The sequence below is a fragment of the Mesorhizobium sp. WSM4821 genome, assembly GCF_055901555.1.
Genome location: NZ_CM148371.1, coordinates 6,126,200 through 6,144,268, shown reverse-complemented (window position 1 = coordinate 6,144,268; position 18,069 = coordinate 6,126,200). Strand labels below are relative to the sequence as shown.

The following is an 18,069-nucleotide window of genomic DNA, read 5'->3' as shown; positions in this document are numbered from 1 at the left end:
CGTGGTCCCCGAAATTCCATAAAGCCGGAGACAATTTTGTGACAATGTTTGACGATGAGCCTTATCACGGACACAGACATGCGTTTTGGCCATTCGCCTGCTCAACTTGAGCCATCCAGTCCATATCCCGCCGAACGGACCGTGCGAATGAGATCGCGGCCGGCCGCCTTCCTCAAAGCTTCGCGCAGACGGCCCATATGGACGTCAACAGTGCGCGGTTCTACGTGAATGTTGGGTGGCCACGCCTGCCGGATGAGCTCCTCCCGGCTGAAGATTCGCCCAGGATCGACCATCATTGTAGCAAGAAGCCTGAACTGTATTGGCCCCAGAACGATACCCTTACCATCGTACCGCACGCGATGCCGTTGGAGGAACAGTTCGAGCTTTCCCCACGAAAGCCCCGTCTCGCCAATGTTCGCGAGGCTCGCAATCTGTTCGCCAACGCCCGCCAGAGCGCGCAGCGCGCGAACGATCTGCGAGGGAGAATGCGGCGAGACCAAGATATGATCGACGCCGGCCTTCAGAAGCTCAAAATACAGCGCTTCGTTTCGCGAAGGAAGGACCGCAACGAGCGGAACTGACCGTTCCTTGCTCGCTTGGCACAGGCGGTCGATGGCGTCGGGCTTACAAGATGAATCGCTGCAATCGAGCAGCACAGCCGTGAAGGGGCATTGCGGCAACAGTTCCAGCGCCTTCACGCAGGCGCCGGCCGGAAGACAAGCAAAACCCTCAATCTCGAGGATGTAGCTGATAAGCAGGTAGTAGCTGGCATCGGAGGAGCAAACGAGAATACAAGGTCTCATCCCGATCGGACCCACAGTTGACGGAGCGTTTCGAGCTTACGTTCCTAACGCCTAAAATGATGTTGCAACAAATTCAGAGGAATCGCATCTTAAGATATTAGGAGAAGCTACTACAACGAACACAACGGTTTCATCAGGCGATTCTTTTTCACATCCTGCCACAACATGCTGTTTGACGTTGTGATTATGTTGCAACATAATCCTTGCAGCTGTCTGTGACAAGCGGAGTTGTGACAGTTGATCGAAGGTAGAATGCAAAGCGGCAGTGGGCATAGATTTCGCAACCGGCATCATCTAACCCTTTCGCCCAGATCGCGGACCACGCATTATCGGATGATGAAAACCAGCCTCGACCACCTGCCACCGAACAAGCAGCGCGAACTTGTCCGCGTCGTCGAGATTCTGCTCGAAGAACTCGAGGATGCGCTCAAGGGCAGTTCGGCCGAGTTCAAGAAAAAGGGCAGGGTCCTCAAAGCCATCCTGTTTGGGTCCTATGCACGCGGCGACTGGGTCGATGAACCTCACACGATGAAGGGCTACCGCTCGGATTTCGACATCCTCGTCATCGTCAACAATCGCAAGCTCACCGACTTTGCAACCTACTGGTACAAGGCCAGTGATCGGCTGTTACGCGATCGCGGTGTGTCCACCCAGGTCGGCTTGATCGTGCACTCTCGCCGGGAAGTGAACACTGCGCTCAGGCAGGGGCAATATTTCTTCTCCGAAATTCGGCGCCAGGGCATCGTGCTTTACGAACTCGACGATGAACCGCTGCCGGAACCCAAACCGCAAAGCCCCGCGGATGCGCTGAGGTTGGCGCATGAACATTTTCAGAATCGCTTCCCCGGGGCCGCTGGTCTACTAGACACCTCTAAATATGCCTTGGGAAAGGGACGGAACAATGAGGCTGCATTTCTGCTGCATCAAGCGGTCGAGCATGCCTATTCAGCATTGCTGCTGACCCTTACAAGCTATAGCCCGCCGTCACACAACCTGAACTTTCTTCGCACCTTGGCTGAGGAGCGTGACCGGCGGCTGACCGAAGCCTGGCCGCGTGACCAGCAGCGCTTTCGTGCCTGGTTCAACACGCTGAACGAGGCCTATGTGAAGGCTCGGTATTCCGAGCACTATCAGATCAGCGTTGAAGCGCTGGAGTGGCTCGGCGAGCGAGCCGCGATCCTGCATGACCTGGTCGAGACGATCTGCCGCGAACATCTGGAAATGCTTGCCCAGCAAGTTCCGGCTGCGTGAAAACTGCGGCTTTGAACGGGCCGCCGATTTGACCTTGGACCAGAAGAGGAGGAATCTATCGAGTTTGTTGAATGAAGGCGGTGTGGATGCCAGGGACGACGCGAAAACTCGAGGCGGATTGCCTCGATCGTGGCTCGATTGGAGTTTGAACGTCCGGCCATCCCAAACTCTGCGTCGGACATTCACGCAGGAACATCGTCATGCACAAACGCGACAGAGCAAAACTTTCGGCCGCTCATGGGAAGGCAAGCGCCCTCGCCACTGCGGCAGCACTTGAGCACAACAAGGCCGCGCTCGCTGCCGCTTGGTGTGCTCTTTCGGCGCGCTGTGACGGTCGCAAGGCCGATTATCGGTTCTGGTTTCGGGTCTTCGAGAGTCACTTCCGGCCGACCTCGTTGAACAAGAAGGAGTGACCGCGTTCTTGAAAACCTCAATGCGGCAGTGATCATACCGGCGCCGCCCGCGCGGAGGCGCTGGCTTCCAAGACCCACAGGCCGGTCTGTCCTGTGCTGAACACGTCTTGCGCAGCTCTGCCCCGCAGAAAGCAGCAGCTGCGGTAAATCCTGGCGTGCCGGCATTCCCGCCAGCTTTTGTATCTCACACTCTCCAGAGTCCGGTTTGCGCGTGATGAGCATGCCGACGCCACTTCTGGGCCCCGCTCACCAACCAGCGCCCTGCCTGCCTGGCTATCGGCAGAGCCGACTAGTCTTAGTCTAAGCCAGGTCGCAGCGCTCGCAAAACAGTATAAGCTGGTATCGATGAACGCAAACTTGCGGCTGTGGTAGTTTCTAATTCGGACGGCTCAAGTCGATGTCGTGAGGGAACCATTCCCTCGCGAGCGGGTTTCGACCTTGAGGGCTGGTACGAGCCTGAAGGGATACTTGGTTGTGCCCACATTCCAAAAAGCGGGGCAGGAGTCCGAAGCCTTGCGGCGGCTGATCAGCAGGGAAGCCAACCGCAAGCAGTTACGCAAATTGCTGCGTCTGAAAGTCGACCCAAAGCTGCCGTCGTCTTTTGCTGAGTTGCTTGAGACACTTGATCAGCGAGAGCAAGGAACGGACGGCGAAACCTCGTAGATGTTGGATGAGAACGGCGGCGTCTTCGAGGCCGGAGTGCTCGGCGGTGCATTGGCACCCGGGGGCCGCGCTCGTAGCGGCTGTCGCGCGTCAATCACGCATGGTCGTCGGGCAAAGACCGCTGCGCAGCGGAACCAAGGGCCAAGGGGGCTGTGGGTGGCAGCCATTGCCGTAGCTGCGCCAATTTGCCTTGGGTCAGTTCGGTGCCGACTGCCACCTGGCCCACGCGACAGATGTTGTAGGTGATTGGTGGCGAGATTGCTTTGCTCTGGATCTTGTTCAGGCTGGCGATCTCACTCGGAGGGCAGAAACATGCCTTCTTCCTTGGCAGCGGCTTCGAAGGCATCGCGGGCTACTACCGGCGGCACTCTGCCCAGCAATCCCTCCATGCAGGGTTCGACGGCGTGACGCCATTGGGGGCCGCTTCGTCGGCTTAGAACTTTCTCCGCCATGCGTTTCGCCGGGCGAGCGCAGGTGACTGCCCGGTTTTGTCTCGATCGACATCAACACCCAGCGATCACTTACCGACGCGTCAGGAACCATGCGGGGAGCGGCGGGTTTGGATGGAATGCCGACAGGTTCGGTCAACCCCATTCGCCAAAGGAGAACACAATGACATTAGCAGGCAAGACCACAGCATTTGCCGCAGCGTTGGCTATGCTGGCCTCGCCAGCACTGGCCCAGTCGTCTGCGCCCGCGGCACCTGCACAGGATCATGGCCCAGAGCCATCGCCAGGAGTGAGCCGACAGACCGAAGACTCCATGCGCGCAATGATGCGCCAGATGATGAGCGAGATGCTGGAGGAGAGAATGCAGGAGCGTCGCGGCCGGCGCGCAGAATGGCGAGGTGGCGAGCGTTGGCATCGCGACTTCCGAAAGGGACCGCGGGACGGGCGGCGAATGGGAGGCGGGATGATGCATAGCGCACGCATGAGAATGATGTTTGCCATAGTGGACGCCGACGGCGACGGTGCACTTACTCAGACCGAGCTTCAGGATTTCATCGGGCGGATATTCAACGCCGTCGACGAAAATGGCGATGACAGCCTCGACATCGAGGAAATCCGATCCTTCATCCACGGAAGTGCCGACGAAACGGGTGAATAAGCCCCTTTGCGCGTCGGAACGTGCCATTGTTCCGGTTTGGGAATGAGTACGGGAGCCATTTTCTTTGCAGGCGAAGCAGTTCCTCGCAGTGACTGGACCGCTCCGCAAAGCTGCCATTTGACGACTGCTATGCGAGCACGATTGGGCCTTCTAAACGCCACGGTTCGGCATGCTCCTGCGTGGGGCAGGGTGATCGGCCGAAATTGGACCCGAGACCAAGCTTCGTGTCTATGAATTCGCTGGGCAGCAAATCTGCACTTCCGAGTTAACCGCGTCGTCCTCCAGAGGACGGTCGCTCGCACTCGCATCTGAAGCGGGAGTATAATAGGCTGGAGGCAAAGCCGCTTCGACCGACCAGGGAAGGCGCACGGCACGCATGGAGCGACGGCTTACGGCAATACTTGCTGCCGACGTGGTTGGCTACAGCCGCCTCATGGGCGAGGACGAAGTAGGCACGCTCGAGGGACTGAAGAGCTGCCGTCGCGAACTGATCGACCCCGAAATCAAGATCCATCACGGCCGCATGATCAAGCTTATGGGCGACGGCGCGCTCGTCGAGTTCGCTAGCGTCGTCGATGCCGTCCAGTGTGCTGCTGTCATCCAGCGCCGGATGGCCGACCGCAACAAGGGCACCGCCGAAGCCCGGCAAATCCGGTTTCGCATTGGTGTCAATCTCGGTGATATCATTGTTGAGGGTGACGATATCTACGGCGCCGGGGTGAACATCGCCGCCCGTCTTCAGGAGATCGCAGAGCCCGGCGGAATTTGCATCTCCGGCACGGCGTTCGATCACGCGGTGCACAAGGTGGATGTCGGCTTTGCCGACCTCGGAGAGCAGCGCCTCAAGAATATCGCCGATCCGGTTCGCGCCTATCGGGTTCTGCTCGATCCCGGAGAAGCGGGGAAGATCCTGGCGGCGCCACACCGGCCGGGCTCCTGGACCATGATTTTCGCAGGAGTAGCAGCGCTGCTCATCGTGATGCTTGCAGGCGTTTTTGCATGGCAATGGCAAAAGCCCTCCGCGCTCGGCAAACCATCCATTGCGGTATTGCCATTTACAAACCTGAGCGGCGATCCAAGCCAGGACTATTTTGCCGACGGCATCACCGAGGACTTGATCACCGACCTGGCAATGCTTTCCGGCCTCGATGTGATCGCCCGCAACTCCGTCTTCGCCTACAAAGGAAAACCCCTCGTTCTGGCCGATGTCGGGCGTGACCTTGGCGTGCGCTTTGTCGTTGACGGAAGCGTCAGGCGCACCGGCGATCAAATCCGCCTCAACGCGCAGCTCATCGATATCGCCACTGGCGACAATCTATGGGCTAATCGGTTCGATCGCGGCATCGCGGACGTGTTTGCCGTCCAGGACGAGATGAGCCGGGAAATCGCCAAGGCGCTCGGCGTTCAAGCTTCGGCAGCCGAGAGCGAGCGAATGGCACGCCCGCCGACTTCCAATCTAGAAGCCTACGATTACTACCTGCGCGCCGAGCAGGCGGCTCGCTCCGGTGGAGGCTCAGGTCTGAAGAGAGCACTTGCGCTCTATGAAAAGGCGGAGGAAGTCGACACCGCATTCGCGGAAGCTTTTGCGGCCGACGCACGCACGAGTGTCTATGTTTGGCGGGCTGGCTTCGATGACATCAGCCAGAGCGCGCTTGCGAGAAAGAGAGCTTATGAAAAGGCAGGCAAGGCATTGGAACTCGATCCGGACCTTTCATCGCCCTATGCCCTTCTGGGCATCATGCAGGCCATCGATCGCCATTACGACGAAGCGATCGCCTCGGGGAAGCGGGCGGTCGCAATCGGCCCGGGAGACGCTGGGTCTCATATAGCCCTCGGATACGTGCAGTTGTTCGCTGGCAATCACGCCGAGGCGGCCAATGCCGTCGAGACGGCATTGAAGCTCGATCCCAATCTCCCTCCCATGGACCGGGAAATCGCTGGTCTCGTCTTTCTCCTGCAAGGCGACACCGCGAGGGCCATCGAGACTCTCGAGCGTACCCGCGACGATGCGCCGGCGGATGGTGGTTTTCGGATTCTGCTCGCAGCGGCATACGCTCGCGCCGGCCGTTTGCAGGATGCAAAAGCGGCAATCGCCGAGGGCCTCCGAGTGACTTCGACGTCCGAATCCCCTGCTCGGCGGCGGTCCTTAGCTGCGTGGCGACATTTTTATGCCAATTTGCGCGGCGCTGAGGATTTAGCTCTGATCATCGACGCCATGCGCCAAGCAGGCTTGCCCGAGTGGCCTTTCAACTTCACCGCCGACGAACAGGACCGGCTGAACGGCCCCGAAATCGCATCTCTAGTTGTCGGCAAGACCTTGAAAGGCAACCTCGAACCCGACGGGGTTCCGGCCATTATGCATATAGAACAGGATGGCACAGCGGGCTTCCGCACGATGACGCGAATGCTCACGCTAAGAGTCTACGTCGATCATGACGTCTTATGTGAACAGAGCGAGAATTCGTTTGGACGCCCCGAGTGTGGTCCCGTTTACAAACGCAGCGACCCTTCCGGCGAGGGTTATTCCTACGTCAATTCAGGTAAGGTGTTTCACTTCGTGGTGGACTAAGCTCGCAAGCCTCAGGGATTATTGACCAAGTTCCAATCCGGCTCATCGACTGCCAACTTCGCTTCGACGACCGGCCATTTAGCATCGCCCTTCGGAACAAGATCGTCGGCATTGTCCGCAAAGGCGGCCGCGTTGCCTTCGTCGTAGATCAGGTAGAGCTTGCCATCGATGATCTTGAACGCTTCCGGATCGACATTGACGGTGACGGATTCATTGAGTGCGACCTCGCCCGCGCAGTAACCACCGTATTGAGGAGCGTATTTGGCAGGTTCGCTCATGAACATGTCCTGGTGTTCCTTGCTGGCGAAATGCCAAGGTGTGCCAAGCCACTCATGGGAAAATTCTTCGGAACCCTTTACGGCCTTGCCGTCCGTGAAATAAGCCACCGTATCGTAGCCCATGATCGCGACGCCGCCGAAATAGCCGGTATTCACAGTGTCGTTGGCGAAAGCCGATCCTGTGCCGGCAACCGCCGCGGCCGCAAATGCCGCTGCCGACACTGAACAGCGAACCAGGTTCGTCATGATTGTCATGGCCATCTGCGCTCTCCTTATCAATCGTGGATTGCTGCGCACTTCGCAGCGTTCGCTTCGCCAAGGACTTTCGCCTGGCACGTGGCGCCGTGCCGTTTGAATAGTTTTATGATTTCGGTATTGCCCTTCCAGAACGCGCGCGTGGTCGGCCAGTAGCCATGAGCCTCGGCACGGTTCACATCCGCACCTTGCGCAATGAGGAATTCTGCCAGTTCGACATGGTTTTCCTCACCCGCTACCACCAAGGGTGTGACCCCAGACTTGTTAGCCGAGTCTTCGAGCACCGCCCCCTGTTCGAGCAACAGCCTGGCGATCGGGAGGCTTCCAGAAAAGGCAGCCGCGTGGAGGGGGGTAAACCCACCGGAATTGCGCGCCATGACGTCGGCGCCCTTGCTCAGCAGGAATTCCGCAATGGCAAACTGATCGTCGAGAGCAGCAGCAATGAGGGGGGTACCTTGATCGCGCGCCCGGCTGTCGACGTCGGCACCGCCAGCCAATGCTTGCTCGACGGCGGCCTTGTTGCCGGCGGCGATGGCGTCGAACAGAAAATCACCTGCGTCTGCCGGCGTCGCGACAAACGCCAACACACAAAGTGTCAACAGCCCACGCATCCCTCCTGATAGCACGCGCAGGGATGGCGTACAAGTTCGGCAGGAGGACTGTGCTCGGCGAAATGGCGCTCCGGTGCGAGTCAGCAAGGAATGCCCTCTGTGATGGCTCCCGCATTAGACGGGTTGCTGAGACCGCGCGTTGCAAAGTGCGGTGGCCAACCCGCGAATCAGAACGGGCCAAACCGTCGTCTCAAGCTTCTTATGCTGCCCATCAGGACCTGTGGCAGACGGATGGGGAGAACAAGTTCATCCGTCAGTCTTAACCACATCAACCAAGCTTGGGCTTAGGCGCCGTGCCATAGAATTGGACGCCAAGTCGCTCCTTCTTTCTCCATCGCACTACCGCTTGATAGGCGACTCCGTCCGCGGGGACAAACAGCAAAAACCGATCTGGTATCAACGCATTGGCAGCGACCCGCAACTCGGCGCCTCTCTCATGTTGATTGCAAACCAGACAGCTTTCCGCTTTCTGAACGCCCGCAAGTATGGAGGCTTCCTTCAGCACACGCTTCCGGTGGTTGAGACGACGATCAGGTCTGGAGTCGGTTGAATCCATAGTGCTAAACGCGGGCGTCCTCTTATCGATCCCGTCAGAATATCGCGAAATAGCCACTGAAACGTTGGCGCCCCCGGCCGCAAGTCGGAGAGGTCGCGACCATGTTCGAACCGACTTTATCACGAAGGGGCACAGAAGGCCTCGACAGCCTCCAATGGTCTCTGCTGCCTCGGCGATGAAGCAAGGCGCATTCCACCAGCGGGCGCGGCATTGCCGAAATGATGGTCGATCTTGACCTGAGCTTTCGCCGATAAGCTCATGCATAACCGCCGTTATTCGGATTCTGCCGGGATCTGATCTGTGGAACCGGGAGTGGTCGCCTTCGGCTCACAGGTGTCGGCATAATCAGAGGGATTCGAGGAACGCGGGCAGCTTGTCGTCCGACTTGCCGAATTGGCTGCGTGGAGGTTGTGTTTGACTCAGGGACACGAACGGCAATAGCGTGGGGAACTGGTATAAAAGGTATGCCACGTGATTGGAGTTCAAATCAAACAGCGGAAGCTTTCCGACGAGGTCGTGGAACACCTCGAGCGGCTGATCCGCACCGGAGAGTTGGCCGAAGCCGACCGACTCCCGTCGGAACGGGAGCTCATGCGGCAGTTCGGGGTCGGGCGCCCCTCGATCCGCGAGGCGCTTCTGCATCTGAGCAAGATGGGTCTTGTCGAGGTGAGGTCTGGCGAGCGTGCCCGCGTCACCCGTCCCACACCCCGATTCGTGATCGACGCCCTCTCAGGGCCGGCACGGCATATGATTTCGGCCCCGGGCGGGGTTCACGACTTCCAGAGCGCCCGTCTGTTTTTCGAGGTCGGGCTTGCCCGCAACGCCGCCGTCAATGCCACGCACGAGGACATTGCCAGCCTCAAGGAGGCTCTCGAGATAAACCGGCAGTCGATCGGCGACCTCGCGCGCTTTGAGCGCACGGACGTCGACTTCCACTACGTGCTGGCGGTGATCACCCGCAATCGAATCTTCACAGCCATCCACGCGGCATTGGCCGAATGGCTGCTCGAACAGCGGCGGACGACTTTGGCCAAAGGTGAAGACCGCAAGGCTTACGAGGCCCATAGCGAAATCTTCGAGGCGATCGCGGCGCGCGATCCGGACGAAGCCGAGGCGGCCATGCGCAGGCATCTGGAATACGTGTCCAGGCGCTATCTGGAAATCGCGAGGCCCAAATGATGACCAGCTTCGTTGTCTGGGTCGATTTCCGCCTCAAGCCGGGCGCCCGAGACAGCTTCCGGAAGCTGATCGACGCCAATGCGGTCGCTTCGGTGCGCAACGAGGCCGGCTGCCGCCGCTTCGACGTGACGGAGGCGCGCGGCGAACCGGACCGGATCGTGCTTTACGAAATTTACGATAGCGAGGCCGCCTTCGACGAACACTGCCGCACGGTTCATTTCGATGACTTCAACACGCAGAGCGCGCCGCTCGTCGACGCCAAATTGGTGACGATCTGCGATCTCGTTCTCGAGGCTACGAACAAAGGATGATCGAATTGCCCTTCGGGGCGAAGGGAGGAAGTGCATGTCGCAACCAGGTCTCAAGGCGTTAGCTGCTCACCGGCGGGTCAAGCTCGGCACGCTCGTCGCCGAGTTCGCGACGCCGGGAATCGGGCACATTCTGAAGTCCGCCGGCTGCGACTTCGTCTTCTTCGATATGGAGCATTCCGGCTTCAGCCTGGAGACGGTGAAGAGCGCGATCCGCTATTTCGAGGCTGCCGACCTGCCGGTGATGGTGCGTGTGCCGTCGCAGGACTACCATTTCCTCGCCCGCGCCATGGACATGGGCGCTGAAGGCCTGATCGCGCCGATGGTGAGCACCGTCGAACAGGCGCAGCACATCATCAATTCCATGAAATACCATCCCGCCGGCGCTCGCGGCGTGGCGTTGCAGATCGCGCATGACCGCTACCGTCCGGGTTCGGTTAAAGACAAATTCGAAGCGGCCAACCAGCGCTCGGCGTTCATCTGCCTGATCGAGACGGCCGACGGCGTCAAGAACATCGACGGCATCGCGGGACTGGACGGGGTCGATTGTCTTTGGGTCGGACATTTCGATCTGTCGGTCTCCCTCGGCGTTCCCGGCGATTTTGCCCATCCCACCTTTACCGATGCGATGGACAGGATCGTCGCGGCCGCCAAGAAGCACAACAAATCGCTCGGACGGCTGGTGCCCAACGTGCAGCAGGGGCACGACTTCTACGCGCAAGGCTTCGATTTCATTTGCTATTCGGGTGATGTCTGGGTCCTGCACGACGCAATGGCCGACGCGGTGTCCAAGATCCGGGCCGGCTGCGAGTGAGGCGGAGGAAACCATGGCCAACACAATGTTCAGGGTCGCGCTGTCCGGTGATTTCCGCAAGCCGGATGGCTCGCCGACCTATCCCGACTTCGACCTCGAGCCGCTGCGCAACGCGCCCGGCGTCGAAATGGCGTTCCTGGAGCCGAACAATCCGCTGCGTGCCGAGCAGCTTGAGGATTTCGATGCGCTGATCCTGCTTGCCCATCGCTTCGATGCGATGAGTGTCCCCAAGAGCGGCCGCCTGGCCGTCGTCGCCCGTTTCGGGGTCGGCTACGATACCGTCAACGTCGAGGCCTGCACCGCCGCCGGCATCGCGCTCGTCATCACGCCCGACGGCGTGCGGCGGCCCGTTGCCGTGTCCGTCATCACTTTCATGTTGGCACTGACCGGCAAGCTGCTCACGAAGGACGCACTGACCCGCAAGGGCGCTCATGGGTTCGACAAGCGTTCGCAGCATATGGGCTTGGGCCTGGTCGGGCGCACGCTGGGGTCGCTCGGCGTCGGCAACATCGGCGCCGAGGTCTTTCGCATGGCAAAGCCCTTCGACATGAATTTCATCGCCCATGATCCATTCGCCGACAGGACGGTCGCTGCTGAACTCGGCATCGAACTGGTCGGTCTGGAGGATCTGTTCCGCCGCGCCGACGTGCTGTCGGTAAGCTGCCCGCTGACGCCTCAGACCCACCACATCGTCAATGCCGAGCGGCTCGCGATGATGAAGCCGACGGCTTACCTGATCAACACCGCGCGCGGCCCGATCGTCGACCAGAAGGCGCTGACGAAAGTGCTGCAGGAGCGCCGCATCGCCGGCGCGGGGCTCGACGTGCTGGAGCAGGAGCCGCCGGATGCCGACGACCCGATCCTCAAGCTCGACAACGTTATCCTGGCGCCGCATGCGCTCTGCTGGACCGACCAGTGCTTTGCCGGCAACGGTGCCGCCGATGTCAAGGCGGTGATCGAGGTGCAGCACGGCCGCGAACCGCGCGGCGTGGTCAATCGCGAGGTGCTTTCGACGGAGGCATGGATGAATCGGTTGACCGGTTTCGCCGCCCGCTTCGGAACATAGGAGTACGAGAATTCGGCGCGTCGCCGCGGCCCTTCGCGGCGGCTTCACGGGAGGAATGCTCGACCGCCGCGCCCGCGGACGAGTGACGCAAACGGAAAAATGGGAGGACCATCCACTATGAACGATCATGAAAAACGTGACTTTCAGGCAGGCCTCGAAGCCGAGGTCGACGCCTTCATGCGCGGCGAGACCACCCGCCGAACCTTCATAACCCGCTTCGGCCAGATGACCGGCATGCTGGCGGCGTCCGGGCCGATCCTCGGCATGATGACGGATTGGGCGCTGGCGCAGCAGAAGCTCGAACTCGCGGATGCCGCTTCGCCGCTCGGCCAGGCTCAGGCCGCGGCCATGAAGGCATCGATGGAAGGACCGGCGGACGGCTCCGCCTTCCGCGCCGTCGAGGCGGCCAAGGCGCATTCCGGCGTCACGCTCAACATGACTTACGAGGCAGGCCTGCAGGCGCTCGACCCGCGCAATTTCAGTGGGCCGATGTGGGAGCAGCTTACGGGCATGAAGTCGAATGTGGTCGAACTGTCGAACCCGGACCAGTACTCCAAGGCGGTGGCCGAGCACATCGCCGGCTCAGGCGCCTATGACGTCCTCGACATCTCGCCGGCCTGGACGCCGTCGCTCGCTGATGGCGGCGTCATCGCGCCGCTGGACGACTACATCGCCAAATACATGAACTTGGCCGATCTCGAGGATTATCATCCGCTCTACAAGGCGCTGCCGACCTATAAGGGCAAGGTCTGGGGCTTCTTCGACGACGGCGACATGTTCGCTCTCTACTATCGCAAGGACATCTTCGAGGATCCGAAGATGGTGGAGGCATACCAGGCCAAGTTCAACGCCAAGCTTGCGCCGCCGAAGACCTGGGAGGAGTATGCCCAGATCGCCCAGTTCATCACTGACCAGATGGCGCCCAACGTTTATGGCGCGGGCCATTTTCGAAAAGCCGGCAGCCCGGGAAACCAGTTCGATTTCCTGCAGCAGTATCGCGCCAACGGCGGGAAACTGTTCGGCGACGACATGAAAGCCGGCCTGGTTTCGGATGCCGGCGTCAAGACCCTGCAAAACATGATTGCCGCCAATGCGGCATCGATCCCCGGCAACAACGAGCTCGACGCCGTCTCGCTGTGGGCGGCGTTCCTCACCGGAAAGGTGGCGATGATCTACTCCTGGCCGCCGTCAGGCCGGATGGCCGCGAACTATTCGCAGTCGGCGACTGCAATCAACTTCATCCCGCAATCACAGATCGCCGGCAAGGTCGGCTACGCGGTCGTGCCCGGCAATCCTGAACATGCGACCGGCTATAACAAGGCGCTGTCGGCAGATTCGGCCAACCCCGAAGCGGCCTACCTGTTCATGCAGTGGGTATGCTCGCCGCCCGTCTCGCTTGCGCGCTGCATGCTGCCCTATGCGCTTCGCGATCCTTACCGCATCTCCCACTTCAAGTCCGAGCTCTACGGCGCGCTGTTCCCGAGCGCCAAGGAGTATCTCAGCAACCTCAACAACTCGGCCAATGTCGGCCTCCTCGATCCGATCATGCCCGGCGCGCAGGACTATTTCCTGAGCATCGACCGCATGTGCACCGCTGTGTGGGCCGGTGCAGATCCAAAGGCGTCGCTGGAAACGGCGGCGGCCGAATGGAACGAGACCACCGACCGGCTCGGCGTGGATTCGCAGAAGGCATTCTACACCGAGTTCCTGAAACTGCCGGGCGCCACCGCCGACAATACGGTGGAGAAGCTGGGCATGGCGGTCACCCTGTGAGGTGCCGGCCTGCGTCGGGGACGCCGGCCGGTTCTCTTGATCAAAATCGGTGTTGCGGGCGCTTGGCCCGCAACACCTTGTCGCAACCCAACCGCCAGGCGGATTCGGAACAGTCGATGCAGGATACCGCCACCATCAGTCGCATGAAAGCAGCCGGCGCTCCGCCCCGGCTGTCGGGCTTCGCACAATGGGCGGATCGCCACTTCAAGTGGCTGCTGGTCGCGCCAGCCGTGCTGCTGATCCTGGCGCTGTCGATCTATCCGCTGCTGTTCTCGCTGGTCGTGTCCTTCATCAACTACGATTTCCAGGTGCCGGGCCACGCCTTTGTCGGATTGAAGAATTTCGAGCGGGTGGTGTTCGATCCCGTCGCGCGTTGGTCGCTGTTGCTGACGGCGTGGCTGTCGGGGGTCAGCGTCGCCATCGAATTCGTGCTCGGCCTTCTGGTGGCGCTGACCATGGTGCGCAGCTTTCCGGGCCGCGGCGTGATCATGTCGATCCTGATCGTGCCGCTGTTCATCAGCCCGGTCATCGTCGGCCAGGCCTGGACGCTGCTGCTGCAGCGGCCTTTCGGGCCGACCAACTACATCTTGACGCAATTGTTGGGGCAGGAGGTGACGATCGGCTGGATGACCGAAGCGCCATGGCTCTATGCCTCGCTGATCATCGCCGATGTCTGGCAGTGGACGCCATTCATGTTCGTCATCCTGCTCGCCGGGCTGACCGCCATTCCGCCGAACCTCTATGAGGCGGCGGAACTCGACGGCGTCAGCGCCTGGCAGGCATTCTGGGCGATAACCCTGCCGCATCTCGCGCCGATGATGCTGCTGGCGCTGACCTTTCGGCTGCTCGACGCCATCCGCATGTTCGACACTATTTTCATCATGACCGGCGGCGGGCCGGGCACGCGGACCTACACGGCGTCCTACTATCTCTACACGGTCGGCTTCACCCAGTTCCATCTGTCGCAGGCGACTGCAGGAAGCTGGCTGTTCCTGATCTTCACCGCGCTCGTGGTGACGCTGCTGGTGCGGCGGCTGTTGAAGGCGGAGCCGGTCTGATGGCCGCTGTCGCGCCAGTGCGCCGCCCGAAACGCCGGTCGATACCCGTCGGCCGCATCCTGCTGCTGGGCTTCTTCCTGCTGTTCGTGCTGTGGCCGCTCTACTGGATGTTCAACACGTCAATCAAGCCGAGCGACGACTATCTCACCGTGCCACCGGTCTGGTTCCCCACTGCGCCGACGCTTGTCCACTACGAAGCCGCGTTGTTCGCCTATCGCGGCCTCGACGGGCTGATCAACAGCCTGATCATCTCACTGTCGGCAACGGTGCTCTCCGCCTTGTTCGGCACGCTGATGGCCTACAGCCTGGCGCGCTACAACACCGGCGGCCAGCATCTGTCCTTCTGGGTGCTGTCGCAACGCTTCCTGCCACCCATCGGCATCGTGCTGCCGGTATTCCTGATCTATCGCGGCGTCGGCCTCTACGACACGCATATCGGCCTGATCATCGCCTATACGGTGTTCACCCTGCCGGTATCGGTATGGATGATGTTCGCCTATTTCCGCGGCATGCCGAAATCGATGGAGGAGGCGGCCCTCGTCGACGGCTGCACGCGCTGGGAGGCATTCTGGCGCGTCGCTGTCCCGCTTGCTGCCCCCGGCATCGTCGCGGCGGCCGTCTTCGCCTTCATCGCCTGCTGGACCGAGTTCTTCTTCGCGCTGATCCTGACCAGCCGCACTGCTTTCACGCTGCCAACGGTATTCCGCGCCTTCATCGGTTTCCAGGGCGCGCAATATGGCGAGGCGGCAGCCCTTGCCATCGTCTCCCTGGTGCCGTCGATCGCACTGGGAGTCCTTGCTCAACGACATCTCGTGCGCGGGCTGACGCTCGGCGCCGTTCGCGGATAGAAAGGGTCGGCATGGCCGAAGTCAGGATCACCGGCTTGCACAAGCGCTACGGCGCCTTCCACGCCGTGCGCGGCATAGACCTCGACATTCGCGATGGCGAGTTCACCGTGCTGGTCGGCCCGTCCGGCTGTGGCAAGAGTACGCTGCTGCGGACGATCGCCGGGCTGGAGGAGAGTTCGGAAGGCACGATCGAGATTGGCGGCGAAGTGGTCAACGATTTCCGCCCACGCGACCGCGATGTGGCGATGGTGTTTCAAGACTATGCCCTCTACCCGCACATGAGCGTGGCGAAGAACATCGGCTTCGGGCTCAAGGCTCGCAAGATGCCGAAGCCAGAGGTGGAGGCACGCGTGGCCGAGGCGGCGCGCATGCTTGGCATCACCCCGCTGCTCGGGCGCTTTCCGCGTCAATTATCCGGCGGACAGCGCCAGCGCGTCGCCATCGGCCGCGCCATAGTCCGCAATCCCCGCATCTTCCTGTTCGACGAGCCGCTGTCCAATCTCGACGCGCAGCTTCGTGACGAGATGCGCGGCGAGATCAAGCGCCTTCACCAGCATATCGCCACCACGATGATCTATGTCACGCATGACCAGATCGAGGCGATGACGCTGGCTGACCGTATCGTGCTGATGCGCGACGGGCTGATCGAGCAGCAGGGCGCGCCGCTCGACCTGTTCGAGCGCCCAGCCTCGACCTTCGTCGCTGGTTTTCTCGGTTCACCGCGCATGAGCTTCCTGCCGGGCACGCTGACGTTGGACGGCAGCGCTGCCGCCATCCGGCTCGCCGATGTGCTGCTTCCGGTCGCACCCGGCCGGACCCTCAATGGCGTCACCGACGGACAGCCGGTGCTGCTCGGACTGCGGCCGGAACATCTGACGCGCGCGCACGCAGCAGCACCTGCGCCGGGCACATTTCGCTACGACGCGACGATCGATCTGCTGCAGCCGACCGGCTCGCGCAGCTATGCAACCTTCCGCCTTGCCGGCGCGCCGGTGATGGCGGAACTGCAGGCGCACGACGTCAGCCGTCCCGGCGAGAGGCTGCCGATCGACATCAACATGAACCGGGCCTCCGTTTTTGATGCCAAGACCGAGCGAGCGATTTGACCAGGCAGCGTTCGCTTGTGGCCGGCTTGCAGCTGTCGAATCGTCGGAATGAGGTGGAAGGGGAGGGCGCGGCTGCCCGGGCTTTCCGCGCCGCCCAGCGCTGACCAGGACAGGATCAGACTGTGTCGATATTGCCTTGTGCCGCCTCTTGGCGATGGCCGCTTGGGTCGGACGCTCGCGCCAGCCGGAACCAACGGCCACTACGAGCGGTTTACCCCATTGAAGGGACTGCAATGGATGCAGGATAATGGAATTTTTGGATCTGGAACTGGCGATAGCCCGACAGCGGCTCAACCGAGCGGAGCTTTCCCTTAAACGTGCGAATGAAATGCTGGATGAAGACCGCGGCGTCGGGATCAATATCGCGCTGTGCAGCAGGATACGGGCTGCGCGACGGCGCGTAATCGAGGCCAGGGAGCGGTTGACGAAGATCGATCCCACCAGCGCTGACGGAGTTCGCACGGGTTGAACCATCTGGCTGGCCAAAACCTTCCGGTTCGCCACTGCCCCATGTTGCCACGGTTGGCGCCTCAGACCGCTCAGCAATATGTGAAGGGCGGGCTTCTCATTCGTCTTCGTCGCAGCGTCTCTGGCTAGGTTGGCCGATGCAAACGCGCCTATGGGTCGGCTCACGCTGCATCAGTAAGGCTGCTACGCTCATGCCCGCCTCCGCATCCGCACGATGTGCGGCGAGTTGTTCGGTCCCTCATCCGTTCGCCGATCCGGGATGGCGCTGATGATCTTGGCTATCGGACGCTCGCTGCCCAGTCGAGTAGATCGAGCTGCGCCGGGTCATGTTTCGTTTCTTCGTGCCTTCGACCAGGTGTCGCGCCACATAACCCGTCGACCGCAAGCAGATCGGCAGCTTTCGGGATCCAGTTGGTAAAGGAGCCATTCAGTTCACGTGAACTTTCTGACACTCATCGCTGACGGGTGTGGGAGCTGTTGCGCTTCCTCGGCGTTACCGCGCCTTCCGTCCAGCAGATGGTGCTCACCCTCGAGCGCGCTGGATTTGATCCGCAGGCAACCGGGCCTCGCGCGCAGTATTGAACTGCTCGTCGAACCCGATAGCCTGCCCAGGTTACAACCCATCGAACCTGTCAAATGCTCTGGGCAGGGGTACTAGTGACGCCGAAGCTGCTGATGCTTTCGGGCATCGGCGCTGCGGACGAGCTCAGGACACAGGGTATTGCTGTGGTGGCCGACCCTACCCGGCGTCGGGCAAAATCTCATTGACCACCCCGAAGTGCCGATCCTTGCCGCCTGCAACGGGCCCTATGGCTACTTCACGCATACCGAAGGCTGGCGGATGCTGCCGCACGGCATCCAGAGCGCGCGTCCTCTTTGCTCGTCCTTGGGCGAGCTTCCTATGAACCCCGTCATCGCGCGACGCTTCTGACGCCAGCACCAA

General features: G+C 61.0%; 18 protein-coding genes. 13 read left to right on the top strand and 5 right to left on the bottom strand.

Annotation, left to right across the window (positions count from 1 at the left end):
- Nucleotides 1-101: 101 nt before the first annotated feature.
- Complete coding sequence (locus tag AC0NID_RS30025) at nt 102-803, bottom strand: winged helix-turn-helix transcriptional regulator (RefSeq protein WP_473458133.1); 702 nt, start codon at nt 801-803, stop codon at nt 102-104.
- Nucleotides 804-1,139: 336 nt separating this feature from the next.
- Here AC0NID_RS30025 and AC0NID_RS30020 point away from each other — a divergent pair, with 336 nt between their 5' ends.
- Nucleotides 1,140-2,054, top strand: a complete 915-nt coding sequence (locus tag AC0NID_RS30020; protein ID WP_473458157.1) for a nucleotidyltransferase and HEPN domain-containing protein — start codon at nt 1,140-1,142, stop codon at nt 2,052-2,054.
- Nucleotides 2,055-2,935: 881 nt separating this feature from the next.
- The gene (locus AC0NID_RS30015; RefSeq protein WP_473458135.1) at nt 2,936-3,130 is read left to right on the top strand and encodes a hypothetical protein; all 195 of its coding nucleotides are present in this window, start codon (nt 2,936-2,938) and stop codon (nt 3,128-3,130) included.
- Between the two features lie 293 nt (nt 3,131-3,423).
- Here the strand turns inward: AC0NID_RS30015 and AC0NID_RS30010 are convergent, their stop codons facing one another.
- Complete coding sequence (locus tag AC0NID_RS30010; RefSeq protein WP_474033485.1) at nt 3,424-3,519, bottom strand: hypothetical protein; 96 nt, start codon at nt 3,517-3,519, stop codon at nt 3,424-3,426.
- 223 nt (nt 3,520-3,742) lie between these two features.
- On the opposite strand from AC0NID_RS30010, the gene AC0NID_RS30005 reads away from it, so the two are divergent.
- Both AC0NID_RS30005 and AC0NID_RS30000 read left to right on the top strand, forming a co-directional pair.
- Nucleotides 3,743-4,237: an EF-hand domain-containing protein gene (locus AC0NID_RS30005; RefSeq protein ID WP_473458137.1), complete on the top strand. Its 495-nt coding sequence runs from the start codon at nt 3,743-3,745 to the stop codon at nt 4,235-4,237.
- Nucleotides 4,238-4,613: 376 nt separating this feature from the next.
- Nucleotides 4,614-6,806, top strand: coding sequence for an adenylate/guanylate cyclase domain-containing protein (locus AC0NID_RS30000; protein ID WP_473458138.1), 2,193 nt, complete (start codon nt 4,614-4,616; stop codon nt 6,804-6,806).
- Between the two features lie 11 nt (nt 6,807-6,817).
- Here AC0NID_RS30000 and AC0NID_RS29995 read toward each other — a convergent pair whose 3' ends face one another.
- Both AC0NID_RS29995 and AC0NID_RS29990 read right to left on the bottom strand, forming a co-directional pair.
- Entirely contained in the window at nt 6,818-7,345 is a 528-nt protein-coding gene (locus tag AC0NID_RS29995) for a YHS domain-containing (seleno)protein (protein ID WP_473458139.1), read from the bottom strand.
- Between the two features lie 14 nt (nt 7,346-7,359).
- On the bottom strand, nt 7,360-7,950 hold the full coding sequence (locus AC0NID_RS29990) for an ankyrin repeat domain-containing protein (protein WP_473458140.1): 591 nt from the start codon (nt 7,948-7,950) through the stop codon (nt 7,360-7,362).
- A gap of 1,027 nt (nt 7,951-8,977) precedes the next feature.
- Here AC0NID_RS29990 and nanR point away from each other — a divergent pair.
- The 8 genes from nanR to AC0NID_RS29950 all read left to right on the top strand — a co-directional run bounded on the left by nanR (nt 8,978) and on the right by AC0NID_RS29950 (nt 16,658).
- The gene (gene nanR / locus AC0NID_RS29985) at nt 8,978-9,685 is read left to right on the top strand and encodes a transcriptional regulator NanR (RefSeq protein ID WP_473458141.1); all 708 of its coding nucleotides are present in this window, start codon (nt 8,978-8,980) and stop codon (nt 9,683-9,685) included.
- Nucleotides 9,685-9,996 (top strand): putative quinol monooxygenase, encoded by a 312-nt coding sequence (locus AC0NID_RS29980; RefSeq protein WP_473458142.1) that lies wholly within the window; start codon nt 9,685-9,687, stop codon nt 9,994-9,996. The genes nanR and AC0NID_RS29980 overlap by 1 nt, the downstream gene beginning before the upstream one ends.
- A gap of 34 nt (nt 9,997-10,030) precedes the next feature.
- Nucleotides 10,031-10,807 (top strand): HpcH/HpaI aldolase family protein, encoded by a 777-nt coding sequence (locus tag AC0NID_RS29975; RefSeq protein WP_473458143.1) that lies wholly within the window; start codon nt 10,031-10,033, stop codon nt 10,805-10,807.
- Nucleotides 10,808-10,820: 13 nt separating this feature from the next.
- Nucleotides 10,821-11,873 carry an NAD(P)-dependent oxidoreductase gene (locus tag AC0NID_RS29970; protein WP_473458144.1) on the top strand — a complete coding sequence of 351 codons (1,053 nt, stop codon included), beginning with the start codon at nt 10,821-10,823 and terminating at the stop codon, nt 11,871-11,873.
- Nucleotides 11,874-11,990: 117 nt separating this feature from the next.
- Nucleotides 11,991-13,646 carry an extracellular solute-binding protein gene (locus AC0NID_RS29965; RefSeq protein ID WP_473458145.1) on the top strand — a complete coding sequence of 552 codons (1,656 nt, stop codon included), beginning with the start codon at nt 11,991-11,993 and terminating at the stop codon, nt 13,644-13,646.
- Between the two features lie 116 nt (nt 13,647-13,762).
- Complete coding sequence (locus tag AC0NID_RS29960; RefSeq protein WP_473458146.1) at nt 13,763-14,704, top strand: carbohydrate ABC transporter permease; 942 nt, start codon at nt 13,763-13,765, stop codon at nt 14,702-14,704.
- Nucleotides 14,704-15,552: a carbohydrate ABC transporter permease gene (locus AC0NID_RS29955; RefSeq protein WP_473458147.1), complete on the top strand. Its 849-nt coding sequence runs from the start codon at nt 14,704-14,706 to the stop codon at nt 15,550-15,552. The genes AC0NID_RS29960 and AC0NID_RS29955 overlap by 1 nt, the downstream gene beginning before the upstream one ends.
- An 11-nt stretch (nt 15,553-15,563) precedes the next feature.
- Entirely contained in the window at nt 15,564-16,658 is a 1,095-nt protein-coding gene (locus AC0NID_RS29950; RefSeq protein WP_473458148.1) for an ABC transporter ATP-binding protein, read from the top strand.
- A 211-nt stretch (nt 16,659-16,869) separates the two neighbouring features.
- Here AC0NID_RS29950 and AC0NID_RS29945 read toward each other — a convergent pair whose 3' ends face one another.
- On the bottom strand, nt 16,870-17,178 hold the full coding sequence (locus AC0NID_RS29945; RefSeq protein WP_473458149.1) for a hypothetical protein: 309 nt from the start codon (nt 17,176-17,178) through the stop codon (nt 16,870-16,872).
- A 669-nt stretch (nt 17,179-17,847) separates the two neighbouring features.
- On the opposite strand from AC0NID_RS29945, the gene AC0NID_RS29940 reads away from it, so the two are divergent.
- Nucleotides 17,848-18,057: a hypothetical protein gene (locus AC0NID_RS29940; protein ID WP_473458150.1), complete on the top strand. Its 210-nt coding sequence runs from the start codon at nt 17,848-17,850 to the stop codon at nt 18,055-18,057.
- The last annotated feature ends 12 nt before the right edge of the window (nt 18,058-18,069 follow it).